Origin of the sequence: Hyalangium versicolor, from assembly GCF_020103695.1 — a bacterium.
GTDB classification, from domain to species: Bacteria; Myxococcota; Myxococcia; order Myxococcales; family Myxococcaceae; genus Hyalangium; species Hyalangium versicolor.
Genome location: NZ_JAHXBF010000056.1, coordinates 1 through 15,222, shown reverse-complemented (window position 1 = coordinate 15,222; position 15,222 = coordinate 1). Strand labels below are relative to the sequence as shown.

Annotated in this window: 14 protein-coding genes; 5 read left to right on the top strand and 9 right to left on the bottom strand. The window is 66.7% G+C overall.

Features of this window, described 5'->3' with window-relative positions:
• Window positions 1-32: 32 nt before the first annotated feature.
• The 3 genes from KY501_RS51895 to KY501_RS51885 are packed head-to-tail and all read right to left on the bottom strand — an operon-like array spanning window position 33 to window position 3,789.
• Window positions 33-2,264 (bottom strand): xanthine dehydrogenase family protein molybdopterin-binding subunit, encoded by a 2,232-nt coding sequence (locus KY501_RS51895; RefSeq protein WP_224373033.1) that lies wholly within the window; start codon window positions 2,262-2,264, stop codon window positions 33-35.
• On the bottom strand, window positions 2,261-3,256 hold the full coding sequence (locus KY501_RS51890) for an FAD binding domain-containing protein (protein ID WP_224373032.1): 996 nt from the start codon (window positions 3,254-3,256) through the stop codon (window positions 2,261-2,263). The genes KY501_RS51895 and KY501_RS51890 overlap by 4 nt, the downstream gene beginning before the upstream one ends.
• Window positions 3,253-3,789, bottom strand: coding sequence for a (2Fe-2S)-binding protein (locus tag KY501_RS51885; protein WP_224373031.1), 537 nt, complete (start codon window positions 3,787-3,789; stop codon window positions 3,253-3,255). Before KY501_RS51885 ends, KY501_RS51890 begins: the two co-directional genes overlap by 4 nt.
• 158 nt (window positions 3,790-3,947) lie before the next feature.
• Between KY501_RS51885 and KY501_RS51880 the strand changes: the two genes are divergently transcribed.
• Complete coding sequence (locus KY501_RS51880) at window positions 3,948-4,907, top strand: hypothetical protein (protein ID WP_224373030.1); 960 nt, start codon at window positions 3,948-3,950, stop codon at window positions 4,905-4,907.
• An 81-nt stretch (window positions 4,908-4,988) separates the two neighbouring features.
• On the opposite strand, the gene KY501_RS51875 is transcribed toward KY501_RS51880, so the two are convergent.
• The gene (locus tag KY501_RS51875; RefSeq protein WP_224373029.1) at window positions 4,989-5,498 is read right to left on the bottom strand and encodes an FHA domain-containing protein; all 510 of its coding nucleotides are present in this window, start codon (window positions 5,496-5,498) and stop codon (window positions 4,989-4,991) included.
• A gap of 199 nt (window positions 5,499-5,697) precedes the next feature.
• Complete coding sequence (locus KY501_RS51870) at window positions 5,698-6,351, bottom strand: TlpA disulfide reductase family protein (RefSeq protein ID WP_224373028.1); 654 nt, start codon at window positions 6,349-6,351, stop codon at window positions 5,698-5,700.
• A 57-nt stretch (window positions 6,352-6,408) separates the two neighbouring features.
• On the opposite strand from KY501_RS51870, the gene KY501_RS51865 reads away from it, so the two are divergent.
• Window positions 6,409-7,293 (top strand): TraB/GumN family protein, encoded by an 885-nt coding sequence (locus KY501_RS51865; RefSeq protein WP_224373027.1) that lies wholly within the window; start codon window positions 6,409-6,411, stop codon window positions 7,291-7,293.
• Between the two features lie 12 nt (window positions 7,294-7,305).
• Here KY501_RS51865 and KY501_RS51860 read toward each other — a convergent pair whose 3' ends face one another.
• From KY501_RS51860 to KY501_RS51850, 3 genes are read right to left on the bottom strand one after another with little or no spacing between them, the layout of a single operon-like run.
• On the bottom strand, window positions 7,306-8,601 hold the full coding sequence (locus tag KY501_RS51860; RefSeq protein ID WP_224373026.1) for a porin: 1,296 nt from the start codon (window positions 8,599-8,601) through the stop codon (window positions 7,306-7,308).
• Window positions 8,602-8,604: 3 nt separating this feature from the next.
• Entirely contained in the window at window positions 8,605-9,501 is an 897-nt protein-coding gene (locus KY501_RS51855) for an NHL repeat-containing protein (protein WP_224373025.1), read from the bottom strand.
• 22 nt (window positions 9,502-9,523) lie between these two features.
• Window positions 9,524-10,630 (bottom strand): XRE family transcriptional regulator, encoded by a 1,107-nt coding sequence (locus KY501_RS51850; protein WP_224373024.1) that lies wholly within the window; start codon window positions 10,628-10,630, stop codon window positions 9,524-9,526.
• 113 nt (window positions 10,631-10,743) lie between these two features.
• Between KY501_RS51850 and KY501_RS51845 the strand changes: the two genes are divergently transcribed.
• The 3 genes from KY501_RS51845 to KY501_RS51835 all read left to right on the top strand — a co-directional run bounded on the left by KY501_RS51845 (window position 10,744) and on the right by KY501_RS51835 (window position 13,949).
• On the top strand, window positions 10,744-12,435 hold the full coding sequence (locus KY501_RS51845; RefSeq protein WP_224373049.1) for a vWA domain-containing protein: 1,692 nt from the start codon (window positions 10,744-10,746) through the stop codon (window positions 12,433-12,435).
• Between the two features lie 105 nt (window positions 12,436-12,540).
• Window positions 12,541-13,251, top strand: coding sequence for an HAD family hydrolase (locus tag KY501_RS51840; protein ID WP_224373023.1), 711 nt, complete (start codon window positions 12,541-12,543; stop codon window positions 13,249-13,251).
• Between the two features lie 251 nt (window positions 13,252-13,502).
• Window positions 13,503-13,949 carry a hypothetical protein gene (locus tag KY501_RS51835; RefSeq protein ID WP_224373022.1) on the top strand — a complete coding sequence of 149 codons (447 nt, stop codon included), beginning with the start codon at window positions 13,503-13,505 and terminating at the stop codon, window positions 13,947-13,949.
• 21 nt (window positions 13,950-13,970) lie between these two features.
• Here KY501_RS51835 and KY501_RS51830 read toward each other — a convergent pair whose 3' ends face one another.
• The gene (locus KY501_RS51830) at window positions 13,971-14,960 is read right to left on the bottom strand and encodes an aldo/keto reductase (RefSeq protein WP_224373021.1); all 990 of its coding nucleotides are present in this window, start codon (window positions 14,958-14,960) and stop codon (window positions 13,971-13,973) included.
• Window positions 14,961-15,222 lie beyond the last annotated feature (262 nt).

Sequence of the window (15,222 nt, the reverse complement as noted above, 5' to 3'; positions counted from 1 at the left end):
AGCCACGGGAAGACCGCTCCCCTGCCGAGCCCTCACAGCAGCTTGTCGAGGGTGATCGGCAGGCTTCGAACGCGTCTTCCCGTCGCGTGGAACACGGCATTGGAGATGGCCGCCGCCACGCCCACGATGCCGATCTCTCCCAGCCCCTTGGCTCCCAGCGGGTTGACGATCGTGTCCTCCTCCTCCACGAAGATGACGTCGATCCCCTTCACATCCGCGTGCACCGGGATGTGGTACTCGCCCAGGTTGTGGTTGATGAAGCGCCCGAGCTTCTGATCGATCACCGTCTCCTCCTCCAGCGCCATCCCGATCCCCCAGACCACCCCGCCGATGATCTGGCTGCGCGCGGTCTTCGGATTCAGGACCCGGCCTCCCGCGATGGCGCTGACCACGCGCGAGACACGCACCGTTCCAAGCTCCTCGTCCACCTTCACCTCCGCGAACACCGCGGAGTGGGTGCTCCGGCTGTACGCCTGCTGCTTCGCGCTCGGAGTGGCCAGCACCTTCTCCTCGAGGCTGAGGACGCCTCCATGCCGCATGGCCTCCACCAGCGACACCGCCTGGGAAGGCTCCTCCGTCAGCCGGATCTTCCCGTCCGCGAAGGTCACTTCCTCCAGGCTCGCCTTGCCCAACGGAGAGCCCTTCATCTTCTTGGCGAACTTGAACAGCTGGTCGCGGATCTTCTCGCACACCTCCTTCACCGCCGTGCCCACGGACGCCACCGTCCATGAACCACCCTCGACAGGAGACATGGGCAGCGAGGAGTCCCCGAGCTGGAACGTCACATCCTGGATGCGCAGCCCCAGCGTGTCCGCGGCGATCTGGGTCATCACCGTATAGGTGCCCGTGCCAATGTCGGAGGTCGCGCTGCTGACGGTGAGCTTGCCGTCGATGCCCAGCACGGCCTTCGCGCTCGCGGGCTGCTGCATCGCCTCCCAGATCCCCGTGGCCATACCCCAGCCCACGAGGTGGTGGCCATCGCGCATCGAGCGGGGAGCCGCGCTCCTCCGGGCCCAGCCGAACCGCTCCGCTCCCTGCTCGTAGCAGGCACGCAGCTCCTTGCTCGAGAAGGGCTTGTCCTTGTTCTGGTCCCGATCCGTGTAGTTCTTCAGGCGCAGCGCGACGGGATCCATACCCAACTGGTGGGCCAGCTCATCCATCGCGCACTCCAGCGCGTAGACCCCCACGGCCGCTCCCGGCGCACGCATGTCCACGGGCGTGTAGCAGTCCAACTGGGCCAGCTTGTAGTCGAACCGGACGTTGTTGCACCGGTAGAGCATCCCCGCCCAGTTGACGACCACCTCGATGTAGTCCTCGAAGCGGGACGTCTCGGAGACGGCCTCGTGGATGATGGCTTCGAGCGCACCGTCCGCCGCGGCTCCGAGCGCCACCCGCTGCAACGTCGTCGGGCGGTGGCCGAAGGTGAACATCTGCTCTCGGGACAGCGTGACCCGCACCGAGCGCTTCAGCTCGAGCGCCGCCATCACCGCCAGGAAGAGCTGGTACTGCGGCCGGAGCCCCGAGCCAAACGCTCCCCCCACGAAGGGCGAGCGGACATGCACCCGCTCCTTGGGGAGATCGAACACGTTCGACACGTACGTCTGCGTGTTCTGCACGCCCTGCGTCTTGTCGTAGACGGTGAGCGAGCCATTGCTCTCGTAGATGACCGTGGAGGCGTGCGGCTCCATCGGGTTGTGGTGCTCGACGGGAGTCTCGTATTCCGCGTCGATCCGCACAGCGGCCTTCTTCAAGGCCTTGTCCGCGTGGCCCCGTGGCTTCGGAGGCGGCTCGAAGCCGCCCTTGCCCTGATCAGGCGCATACGCCTTCTCGCGCTGCGAACGCAGATCCGTCTGGTGGGAGTGGGAATCGTACTCGACGCTGACGAGCGTGGCCGCATAGCGGGCGAGCTCGAACGTCTCGGCAACAACGAGCGCCACAGGCTGGCCGCTGTAGACGATCTTCTCATCATGCAGCGGCCGGAAGGGCGAGCCCGACGGAGCATCATCGTCCCGGTACTTCCGATCGAACCACGCCTGGCGAGGCCGGTTCTCGTGGGTGAAGACCTGCAGCACTCCCGGCAGCCGGAGCGCCTCGCTCGCATCGATCGATTTGATGCGCCCTCGGGCGATGGTGCTCGACACCACCTGGCCATAGACGAGCCCCGGGACCTGAAACTCACCGGAGTACCGAGCCTCGCCCGTCACCTTGGCGCGTCCATCCACACGGCTGACCGGCTGTCCGAGCGGCTTGAGAGGAGTCGTCATCGCTGTTCCTCCAGCCCCGAGGCCTGTGCCAGGGCGCGCACCACGGTCCGCTTCGCCAGCTCGATCTTGAAGGTGTTGTGGCCAGAGCCCTTCGCCCCGCGGACGAGCGCCTCGGCCACGGCCTGGAAGTTCTCCCGCGTGGCGGGCTGACCGATCAACCGCGCCTCGGCTTCCAGATCCCTCCAGGGCTTGTGCGCCACGCCGCCCAGGGCAATCCGCGCCGTCCGGATCTGACCTCTCTCCAGCACCAACGCGGCGGCCACCGAGACCAGCGCGAAGGCATAGGACTCGCGATCCCGGACCTTGAGGTAGGCGTGGTGCCGGGCAAAGCCCTCGGGAGGCAATTCCACGGCGGTGATGAGCTCGTCCGGCCGCAGGTTCGTGTCCACGTGCGGTGTGTTCCCGGGGAGCCGGTGGAACTCGGCGAAGGGGATCGCGCGCTCGCCGTGCTTGCCCGTCACGTGGACAGTGGCCTCCAGCGCCGCCAGCGCCACGCACATGTCCGACGGGTGGGTGGCGATGCACTGCTCGCTCGTGCCCAGGATCGCGTGCATGCGGTTGAAGCCCGCCTTCGCGCCGCACCCCGAACCGGGCTCGCGTTTGTTGCAGGGCGTGCCCACATCGTAGAAGTAGTAACAGCGGGTGCGCTGGAGCAGGTTGCCGCCCGTCGTCGCCATGTTGCGCAGCTGCGCCGAAGCGCCGGCCAGGATGGCCTTCGAGAGCAGCGGGTATCTGCGCTCCACCTGCTCGTGGTAGGCCACCTCCGAGTTCGTGACGAGCGCGCCGATCCTCAGGCCGCCGGCCTCTGTGTCCTCCACCTGCTTCAGGGGCAGGCGGGTGATGTCGATCAGCTGGCTGGGCCGAGAGACGTTCTCCTTCATCAGATCGAGGAGGTTGGTCCCCCCGCCGATGAACCGGGCCGTGGGGTTCTTCCCGGCCAGCTCCACGGCCTCGCGGACGGTCTCCGCGCGCATATAGGAAAAGCGGTTCATGGCGTCCCTCCTCCTTCGCCCTTCCCCATCGCCTGTTGGATGGCGGCCAGGATGTTGGGATAGGCGCCGCAGCGGCAGAGGTTGCCGCTCATCAGCTCGCGGATCTCCGTCTCCGTCCGGGCCCGCCCCTCCGCCAGCAGCCCCATCGCCGAACAGATCTGCCCGGGGGTGCAGTAGCCGCACTGGAACGCATCCTGCTCGATGAAGGCCTCCTGGAGCGGATGGAGCGCGTCACCCTTGGACAGGCCCTCGATCGTCGTCACCTCGTGGCCTTCCTGCATGAGCGCCAGCGTCAGACAGGAGTTGATGCGCTTGCCGCCCACCAGGACGGTGCACGCGCCGCACTGGCCGTGATCACAGCCCTTCTTCGTGCCCGTGAGCCCGAGTTGCTCGCGCAGCAGATCCAACAGGGTGGTCCACGGCGCCACGTCCAACTGCTTCTCCACCCCATTGATCCGCAGGGAGAGCCGCTGCTTCGCAGGCACCTCCCAGGGCGGATCCTCCGCCGCTGGCTCCTTCGCAGATGTCTTCATGTGTGCGCCTCCCGATCCCTCTCAACTTCAGTCCTGGGATGGCAGGCAGGAACGGGGCGAACGGCTGAAGAAGTTTCCAACCGTTCCGCCGCGAACCTCCCAACTTCCCGAGTGGCGGATGCGGTACACTCTCCGTGCACACGAAAGGACGGTGTGAATTGGCTGTGTCATCCCCGGTGCCCGGACTCGTGGTTGCCTCCGCGCTCCTGCTCGCCAGCGCGGCGTGTGCACAGACCTCGGAGGATCGCGCTTACATCGGCATCTCCGTCGGGCGCGGTACCGCCATTGGCACGCAGGGCGGGAAGCTCGACGAGCGCTGGCAGCTGGATCTCCGGCTCCCCTTGCCCCCCGTCTTCCTGGGCAAGTCCATCCTCCTGCCATCCCTGGGATTCGAAACCTACCGGTTCGGGCTGGAGCAGCAGGGAGTCCTGGCAAACGTCCCGGAGAACCAACTCAGCCGCAGCTTCTACCGCCTCCAGCTCGGGCTCTCGCTGATCCGGCCCGTCACGCCCCGGTGGCTGATCATCGCGGGAGCCGTCGGCAGCACGCGCACCGACTTCCGAGGCTCGTTCGATCCCGGCATGGACACCACGTGGGTGGGCTACGCCATGGCGAACTACAAGATCGGCGGAGACCCCGACAAGAAGCTCACCTTCGGGCTCGTCGCGTTGTGGCCCTTCGATTTCACTCCCGTCATCCCCATGCTGAGCTTCGTCTATCGCAAGGAGGGCTACATCGTGGAGCTCGGTGTGCCCCGGTTCACCCTGCTGAGGAAGATCGGGGACACGCTGGAGCTGGGCCTCATCGGTGTCTTCGAGCAGCAGGTCTTCCACGCGCTGCTTCCAGAAGAAGGACGCGCGCTGGGGGCGTACTACGTGCGGTCCACTTCGCTGCGTTTCGCCCCCACCGCCAACATCCGGCTGGGCAGCGGGAGCCTCTGGCTGAACACCTCCATCGGGCTCGACGTGCTCAACGACCACGCGCTGCTCGACAAGCACCGGGATCCCCTGAACCTGGGGAACAACCCCACCCGGCCCGCGCCCTACGCCCGGCTGACCTTGAGCTGGCGCCCCCCGCGCCCCACCCCGAGGAACACGCAGCCGGTGGAGACGGAGTAACCGGTCGACTCCACCTCCTGACCCAGGTGCTCTGCCGAGTGGTTCCGCTGTCAGTGCACGGGCGCTGACAGCTGGAGACGGTCAGGACTCCCGGGAGCGGGACCGCACCCAGGGCGCGAAGGCCTCGGGCAGGAGGAAGAGCACCTTCACCTCTCCGAACCGCAGCCGGGCTCCACTGGCGAGCGGCGCGGGGATGCGCGCATTCACCAGGGCGTCCCCCACGAAGGTGCCGTTCTGGCTCTCGGCATCGTGCAGATGCCACACACCGGTGCGATCCTCTCGCTGGAAGGCGGCGTGGAAGCGGCTCACGGTGGGGTCATCCAGCATGATGTCGTTGTTGGCCGCGCGCCCCACGGTGATGCCGAAGCCCAGGCCCGAGGGCCGCGCATGCACGCCCTTGCGCACCTCGAAGATGAGGGGCTCGGAGGCCGAGGAGCGCTCCGGCGCCACGCCGGGCTGAGTCACCCAGGCCAGTTGGTGCGCCTGAGCGGGAGGCGTCTCCCAGATGAGCAGCGGTGCGCGCACCTGCGTGATGAAGCCCGCGGGATCGTTCAGCGCGCTCCGCGCCAGCATGGAGAAGTTCAGCGGCAAGGGCCCGTTCCTCCTCGGCTTCCCCGCGGCTCATGCCGCGCTGGGATCCCCTCCACTCTGCGTCCGGTACCCCAGGACTCGCAAGCGCAGGGGACGCGGATGTTGGCTTCCGAGGGAAGGCTTCTCTCCAGGGTGCATTTTCACCGTCACCTCGAAGCGCACCCAGCGTGAACGGGCAGGACTTCGTCCAACGTGTGACTCACTTTTTGCGGAGCCGCACCTTCTCGATCTCGTTGCGCAGTTCCTTCACCTGCCCGGCCTCGTCCTCGGCGGTGGGCATCGGGGGCTGTTCCATCTTCTCGAACTTCTGGGTGAAGAGGAGGAAGCGGGGGATCAGGAACGTGTTGCGCTCCATCTCGGTCGGGCGGAGCTTCTCGTTGACGAGCGCCAGGAGCTTCAGCTCCTTGTCGATGAGCATGGGATAGGTGGCGCCCATCTCCTTCGCCACATCGCGGATCACCTGCACATCATCCGCGTTCCTCGGCAGGTCCACGTTGATGGCGAGGATGACCACGTCCTTCTTTCCCTTGTAACTTTGTCGGAGCATCTCCAACTGCGCGAGGAACGAGTTGTCGCGCGAGATGGTGCCCCAGAGCGACACCACCACCACCTTGGCGTCGAAGTCGCCCAGGTGGACCTCCTTGCCATCGAGTGTCGTGAGCGGAATGCGCGCCGCGGGGATGGTGACCTTCTGGCTGGCCAGCTTGACCACCGAAGGGACGCTGTCCGCTGGGGCGGCACTGCTGCTCGATTCCTCGGGCTGCGAGCTGGACTGCGCCGGTGAGGACATCGAGGACTGCTGTGCCTGCGCCAGGGTGGAAGCGAGCACGCACAGCAGGAGAGTGAAACGCATGAGGAACCTCGGTGAAGGGGCGGCACATTCTATGCGGCCTGCGGGTATGAAGACGGCATGCCTCGAACCCTCTGCCTGATCGTCTTCTCCGTGCTGCAGAGCATCGCGTGCCGTTCCGCTCCGCCAAAGCTGGACACGGTGGAGGCCGCATCCCCAAGAGTGATCGCGGAATCCCAGAAGCCGGCCAGGTCCCCTGAGCCCGCGAAGCCCACGGTCTCATGCGGAGACAGCCTGATCGATCTCGATCGGTGGATGTCCGATGGACTGCTCGTGATCGGGGAGCAGCACGGGACCCAGGAGATTCCCCGGATCGTCGCGCAGACGGTGTGCGCGGTGTCGGCGAGTGGGAAGACCACGTGGCTGACGCTGGAGATCCCCCGGGACGAGCAGCCGCGCCTGGACGCCTTCCTCACTACGGGCGATGAGGCCGCGCTGCTCGAAGGGCCCTTCTGGCGCCGCGACTACCAGGACGGCCGGAGCAGCGAGGGCATGCTCGGGCTGCTGCGCGAGGCGCGGCGGCTGCGCACCGCCGGCCGTGACATCCGGCTGCTGACCATGGACGTGCCCTCCACGGGGGACCCGGCGGGACAGGACCGGGACTCGCACATGGCGGCCATCGTCGCCCAGAAGCGCGCCGAGGCTCCGGAGGAACCCATGGTGCTCCTCGTCGGCAACATCCACGCCTCGCGGAAGGTGAAGATCCCTCGCCCGCTGGTGTGGCGGCTGGCGAAACAGGGAGTGGCACTGAAGACCCTGCTCGTGGAGACGAGCGGCGGCACTGCGTGGATGTGCGGCTCGAGCTGCGGGCCCGTGCCCGTCTCAGGCAAGGACTTCGGCCCGGAGTCGCGTGTCATCGAGACGCCCGAGGCCGTGACGTGGGGCTACGACGCGCTGCTGTACCTGGGAGCCCTCTCCCCCGCCTCTCCCGCCTGGCGGAAGTGAACGAACGCCGCTTCAACGGGCGGAGTTGCCCCAGAAGAAGCTCGTGCGGGCAATGACGCCCCACGACCAGAGGCGATCGGGCTCCTCGACAGGGCCGAAGTCATAGTGCGTCACGTAGCCCGCCAGCGCCGCCGTGAGAAAGTCCGTCGGCCACCACTTCAGCGCGAGCGCTCCTCCCTGGGAGCCTCCGGCCCGGACATCGCGTGCTCCGTGACCCAACCACAGCCCGTCGTACCTCGCGGCAAGCTCCACGGCGCCACCGCCCCACGCGCCGTCCTGGCGCGCGATTCCTCGCGGTGCCACGCCCACCTGCCGCGGACGCCCCTGGAGCACCCAGGCCACCTCAGCCGTGAGCCCATGGGAGCGCACTGTCGGCAGATCGATTCGCGGGGTCGCGGGGTTGCCGTCATCGTCCCGCGAGCGGGACTCGCGCGCGGTCGCACCTTCGACCGTGAGGCGCAGCGGCCCGGCATACGCGATGGCATGCCCCGCGACGACACCGCGCAGACCCGAGACGACAATGGGCCGGTAGTACAGGAAGCCCAGCGGCGTCTGCCCGGTGATGCCGTCCCGATCTCCCGCGCTCTCGATGAAGCCACTGCTCCCGAGGCGCAGCCCGAACGTCCTCTGCTCAGCCGCGGCCCCCACCCACGCACGTCCAAGGACCAGCTCGATCGAGGCGTAGCCCGCTGGCAGCGCGTTGTCGTTGCCGAGCGCACTGCCCGTGCCATTCCCGACGCGAAGCCAGCCCTCGAGGGGAATGCTCCTCGGCGTGAAGTGCACATCCGCGCCCAGATCGCGGCGGATCTGGAAGGACGTGATCACCGGCGCTCGATCCGGGAATGGCAGCGAGGCATCGGCCTCGTAGATGAACGAGGGAAAGAGCGGCGGCTTGGAGTACCCGATGGAGAACTCCGCCCACGGGGTTGCTCGCAGGGCCATGAAGGCGTCGAGGATGCTCGCATACTCTCCCGCGAACTCGACGGTCCCCACCGCCCGGAACCAATCCGTGGGAGCCAGGAGCACGCCCGGCCGGAAATGAGCCAGCGCGAACCCCGAGTTGCCCTCGAGAACGGACGGAAAGACCCGGTAGTCGATCTCGGTCAGCACGGTGGGCCGCAGACCCAACCCTCGTGAGAGCAGCGTCTCCAGGGAACTGCCCGCCTCTGGTGATGACGGAGCCTCGACCGGGCCCTTCGGCTCGACCGGGGCCTCCTCCTGCGCCTGGACATCCAGCGATGCCGCATGGGCTTCTGGGAGCTGCCAGGGGCCCGTGGCCAGCGCAAACACGAGCGCGAAGCGGTGCATGGCTCAGTCCACCGGCAGGATGTGCAGGACGTGGCTCACGCCGTTGCTCTCGTCTCCATCGTGATCCGCGACGAAGAGACGGCGGTTGGTCGGATCGTAGGCAACGCCTCGAACCTGCTGGAAGCCCGACGAGAAGACCGCTGTCTCCCCCGTCGCGCTGATGCGATAGAGGTTGCCTCCGGTGCTGCCCGTGAAGATGGATCCATCGGGGCCCGCCGCGAGGAGATCCGGCGTCGCGACGGTCGCGAGGACCTGGTACGCGGAGGGGTTCGAGCGGGGAGCCTTCAGGATCTGCCCCAGGTCCTGATCCGACACGATCAGCGAGTCCCCCACGGCCAGGACGCCGATCGGCTTCTTCAAACCCGTGATGACTTCGGGCTCGGTTCCACTGAGCGAGAGTTCGCCAATGGCTCCCACCCGAGCCCCCGTCGCCAGACGCACGAACCAGGAGTCGAACAGCTTCCCGTCAGAGGTCACCGTCAGGCCAATCCGGCGCCGCGTGGGATCCAGCCCGGGGACGATCTGCGGCTCGCCCGAGGCTGGCACGAAGACGACATCCCCCGTCGTTCCATACCCGAAGCGCGTGACGATGATCGTCCCGTCCTTCGTGAGCACGAGCTGCCCCAGCCCCGCGCCCTCGGGAGCTGCCGCCGGCAATCCCTTCACGAAGGCAAAGCCGCCCGCGTCGGTCCACTGGAGGATGCGGTTCCCGTTGTCGTCCGCCAGGTAGAGCGTGTGCGAGGCGTCGTCCCACCAGAGGCCGTTCGGGTCCCCTTCGATCGGGAGGACCTTCGGCCCTCGCTCGACCGACCCGGCATCCGAGGGGCCCGGGTTGCTGCTCGCGCAGCCGACGAAGACCACCGTGAGAACGGTGGCCACTCCAACCATCAACTTCTTCATGTTCGAGGCCTGCTTTCGAGGCTCAAGCGGCAGGGAGCTCCGCGACGCGGTCGCCGCAAGACCGGACGTCGTAACCCAGGGAGGAGAGCTCGCGGCGGAAGGGCGCCGCGGTCATCACGTCGAGAAGGCGTTGAACGCGGGGATCCGCGAGGCTGTCGAGTGGCAGCGCCAGGTCGTAGCGCTCTTCGGCGAGCGGTACGAAGTCGAGCCCGAAGGCGATCGCCGCGTCTCGGGTCGCCACCCCCGTATCGGCTGCACCCAGGGACACGGCCTGCGCGACCTCGAGATGTCCATTCGCCTGGATGCGCGAGGGACTGGTGGACTCCAGCGAGATCCCCGCCGCGCGCATCTCGCGCTCGAGGAGACGGCGTGCACCGGAACCTGGCTCGCGGACCACGAGCCTCAGGCCTCGCCTTCCCAGATCGCCCGCGGAGCGAATCCGCTTCGGATTCTTCGGCGCAGTGACGAGCCCCTCTTCCCAGCGTGCGAGCGTGATCACCACGAGGGCTTCAGCCCCTGCAAGCCGATGAACCTCGGACAGGTTGGCGTCGCCGGTCTTCGGATCGACCAGGTGAACGCCAGCCAGGTGCGTATGCCGGCGGGCGAGCGCCTCCAGAGCAGCCGTGCTCGACCGGGGCATCCACAGGAAGCGCCCAGGTCCGGGACGCGAGTTGAGTCTGTCGGCGAGCAGCCCCAGCGCTGGAGCACAGCCCATGACGACGAGGTTCTCGCGAGACTCGGGAGGAGCGCGAACAGGGCTCACCTGGACCCGGCTGCCATGCGAGGCCGCAGCCAGCGCATCCGCGGAGATCCGCATCCCCTCGCCATCGAGGGCATAGGAGACCCACCGGCCCGCGATGTGGGCCATGGCGACGCGTCCCGAGATGGAGCTCGAGGCGGGCTCGGTGAGGACCGACTCATCCTCCGAGGGCGTACCGAAGAGATCCTCGACGCGGCAATCGAGCGCTTTGGCGATTCGCAGCGCGACATCCACCGCGGGCATGGAGCGTCCGGCTTCGATGGCTCCCACGCTCTGCCGTGTCAAGCCAGAGGAGGTGGCCAGGGCCACCTGAGAGAGCCCCCGTGCTTCGCGGACCTGCCGTACCCGGTTGGGTTCCCAAGAGGACATGACAGGGATGCTTTACACCATGGAAAGCATCCTTTCCACCGCTGGGTTCTTTGCCCTGATCTGGAGGGTACAGACCGGGAACGGCTCATGGTCTATGGGTGTCCCAAACAACCATGAAACGACTCGTTCTTCGCGCGGCCCTCCCAGCGCTTCTGCTCACGCTCTCTGCCTGCGGCAACTCCGAGGAGCCTGAGTCCCCCCCGCCGGACTCGGGAGTGCAGGATTCAGGAGTTCCAGACGCGGGAGCTCCGGACTCGGGAGTTCCGGATTCAGGAGTTCCAGATGCAGGCCTCCAGGACGCCGGAGCGCCCGACGCGGGAGTTCCAGACGCAGGCCTCCAGGACGCCGGAGCGCCCGATGCGGGAGAACCCGATGCGGGAACGCCCGATGCGGGAGAACCCGATGCGGGCACGCCCGACGCGGGAGCGCCCGATGCGGGCCCCGTGAATGCGTGCCTGCCAGACAACACCCCGCCCTCCCTCGCCAGCAGCACTCACCTCCACTTCATCATCGACACCTCGGGCTCCATGCGCGAGTTGCTCCAGGTCGTCAACAGCCAGCACAGCGAGTTCTTCAACATCACCACCAACGGCTGCGACAACCCGCGCCTGGATGCATTCTCGATCAACCGCGGTTGGAATCCGGCCACGGCCTACCCGGTGACGGACACGGGTACCGGATTGGGCTCGGACCAGGGCTTCCCTCTCCTGTTCCAGGACAGCAAGTTCTATGGGTACATGTACTGGACCGACACGAGCACCCCTGCGTCCCAATGGGACTCCAAGGAGCAGGCCTGCCAGTCCCAGGTGCCCGACTGGAACACCAGCCGCACCACCGATTACACCCGGTGCCTCACGTGCCTGAGCACCAAGGGTTTCTACAAGCTGCCCGAGGCCACCGCGCGAGACACCGCGCCGCTGCAAAACCCGGACTTCATCTTCTGGGGCCGCTTCCTCAACTTCAATCCACCCAAGTACGTCAGCGTCAAGGCGGTGCTCAAATCCATCATCAAGGATCTGCAGCGGGTGCGGGTGGGCATCAGCATCTTCGCCCCCAACACCAGCCCCTCGCTCTCCACCCTGCTCCAGCCGCAGAGCCCCTCGTGCCAGGAACTCACCGGTGACGCCAACGCCTTCGCCAGCTACCGCGCGACCCAGATCGACGCCATCAACACCTTGCAGTTCAACACGGGCACACCGCTGGCGTGGTCGCTGCTCAACGTGGGCTACTACTTCTCCTCGAGCGATGACATCTATCGGACCCAGTTCAACTTCGGCAGCAACTACAACTACCCCGCTGGGTTCCTGAATCCGCCGCTCGACTCTCCAGGCCGCAGCGTGTGCTGGAGCTGCCAGTCGCCCAAGGTCATCCTCATCACGGACGGAGAGCCCAGCGGCGACAACATGAGCGCCCAGATGGCCGACCGGCTGCGCACGGTGAATGGCGGCCCCGTGTACTGCCCGGATACCCTGCCTTGTCAGTCAGGCACCTCTGCCTCCTCTCGCGACAAGGGCGCCAATGCCACCAACGTCTTGGACGACAGCCCCATCTACTACCTGGATGACGTGGCCAAGATGCTCTACGAGAAGGATCTCCAGCGGAACACGCCACCGCAGATTGGTGACTTCGACACCACGGGCCAGCAGCACGTCACCACGTACACGGTGGGCTTCGGCATCAACAGCAACCTGCTGAGACACACCGCCGAAGTGGGCGGCGGCCTGTACTACACCGCCGACGACGGGTATAGCCTCAAGCAGGCGCTGCTGGACATCATCAACTACCGCGTGCACCCTTCGCCGTAGGCGAGGCATGGAGGACCGAGACAATCGGGAGCGTGTTCGGCTGGCGAGGGCTCACGGCGCTCGCCTATAACGGCGGCGTTCTCCGAACAGCCCCGGCCGCCTCCCATGCTCCCGCGCTCCTCCGTCCTCACCACCATTGGCTTCGACGCCGACGACACGCTCTGGCAAAACGAGCAGTTCTACCGGCTGACGGAGGAGCGCTTCGCGAGCCTGCTGTCCGGACACGCGGAGGCCGGCCATGTCACGGCCCAGTTACTGGAAGCCGAGAAGCGCAACCTCCAGCACTACGGCTTCGGCATCAAGGGCTTCACGCTCTCCATGATCGAGACGGCCATCCAGCTCACCGATGCCCAGGTCTCCGCGTCCGTCATCCGGGAGATCCTCGAGGCAGGACGGGAGATGCTCCGCCATCCCGTCGAGAACCTGCCGCATGTCCGGGAGACGCTCGAGCAGCTTGCGGGCTCCTACCGACTCATCCTGATCACGAAGGGCGATCTCTTCGATCAGGAGCGCAAGCTGGCCGCATCCGGGCTCGGGGAGCTGTTCGACGCCGTCGAGATCGTCAGTGACAAGAAGGTGGCCACCTACGAGCGCATCTTCTCGCGCTACGGCGACGGTCCGAGCCGGAGCATGATGGTGGGCAACTCGCTCAAGTCCGACGTCGTGCCGGCCATCCAGGCGGGAAGCTGGGGCGTCTACGTGCCGCACGAGACCACCTGGGCCTACGAGCACAGCGAGGCGCCCGTGAACGAGCCGCGCTTCAAGCAACTGACCCACCTGGGCGAGCTCATCGGTCTGCTCCAGCAGATTGGCTGACGCGCCCCTACGTCCCGAGCAGTACAGACCTGTCAGTGCCCCTGCCCTACGGTGACCCTGCTTCACGGGCTATCGAGGCCAGAGACGGCCTGCTGTGTTTTACAGCGCGTCGTGGGAGCAGCCCTGCAAGTTTTTCAGGCTTGCGGGGCCATCCCATCGGAGACACGCAGTGTTTCCCTCTGAATTCCCCTGGCCCTTGCGTTGCACTGCATACAGCTCGGCATCCCGGAGGGGTGAGACGAGGTGGGCTTATGGTGACGACAGTGTCCTTCACGGAGGCAATCGCAAACATCTCGGACGAGCTGTACGCGCAGGCGATGGCGCGCATGGCCGACAAGCGCTGCCAGTTGCTGGGCGTACCGGGGCTTCACGCCAACGTGCGCACCAACATGGCGTTCGAGGTGAAGCTGGGTCCTGGTGGCCTGGCGAACCTGGCGGTGAAGCGCTACTGCTCGGGGTTCACGCTGGACTGCAACGCGTGGATCGAGTGCCCCATCCCGGGCACGCTCGTGTCGGGCTACGTCCAGTCCAGCGATGGCGGCGGGACGGAGTTCGCCAACGTGACTCCGGGCCAGCGCCTGCGCTTCGAGCTCAAGACGAACCTGTGGGCCAGGACCCAGTTGTCGCTGCACCTGCGCACCACGCCGGCGCTCCCCGAGGGCACCGTGCTGAAGGTGTGCATGGACATCCGCTACTGAGCCCTGGCCTTCGGGCGAGACTCAGATGTGGGCTTCGCCGCCGGTGGACTGCTGCTGGTGGATGAAGTCCTCGATCTCCTGCTGCTCGGCGGGAGTGAGCTGGAAGTCCATGGCGCCGATGAAGCCCTCCACCTGCTCGGGGCTGCGAGCCCCAACGATGGCAGCGGTGACGGCGGAGCGTCGCATCGTCCACGCGATGGCCACTTCCGCGGGCGAGCGTCCGTGCCGGGCGCCCATCCGCCGCAACTGCTCCACGAGCGACAGGGTGTGAGACAGGTTCGGCTCTTGGAAGTCCTGGCTTCGGCGCCGCCAGTCGTCCGGCGGGAAGCTGGCCACGCGCTCGCGAGTCATCGCGCCCGTCAGCAGCCCCGAAGCCATGGGCGAGTAGACGATGACGCCAATGCCGTTCTTCTCGCAGAACGGGAGCACCTCCGGCTCGATGTCGCGGTGAATGAGCGAGTACGGCGGCTGCAGCGAAGTGATGGGCGCGATGCGGTGGGCAAACTCGAGTTGCTTCACGTTGAAGTTGGACACACCGATCCAGCGCACCTTGCCCTGGCGCTGGAGCTCGGCCATGGCCGTCCAGCCCTCCTCGATTCCCTCGAGTGAGTCGCGCTCCAGTGGATGGTGGATCTGGTAGAGATCGATCACGTCCACCTTGAGGCGGCGGAGGCTCGCCTCGCACTCGCGGCGGATGGAGTCCGCGCTGAGGTTGTGGCTGACCTGGCCGTTCGAGTCCCAGACCATGCCGCACTTGGTGAAGAGGTACGGGCGGCCCGAGCGGCCCTCCAGGGCCCTGGCGACGACCTCCTCTGAGTGGCCCAGGCCGTAGACCGCGGCGGTGTCGATCCAGTTGACGCCCAGATCGAGCGCGCGCCGGATGGAGCGGAGGGACTGGTGGTCATCCTGGGGGCCCCACGCATAGGCCCAGCCGCCTCCGCCGATGGCCCAGGCGCCAAAGCCGATGGGGGAGAGGGAAAGGTCCGAGTTGCCGAGCTGCCGCTTCTGCATGATCTGCCTCCCGAGCAAGACGGATCCTGAGTTTCACGGCGCGTCTCAGGGAGCAATCTCGAAGCGCTGGCGAGCCGTGCTCACGTTCAATGGTGGCCAGCAGCCCCCTGCCCTGTTGGATTCTCGGGTTTACCGGGTGCTGGCTAGTGGAGTGTCCGACAAGTTTTTCAACATAGTCAGGACCGGTGTCGGTCCATCCATGCGTGCATCTTGGAGCGAGTCCAGGACCAAGTGAACGGGTGGGCGAAGAGGCGGTTGTACT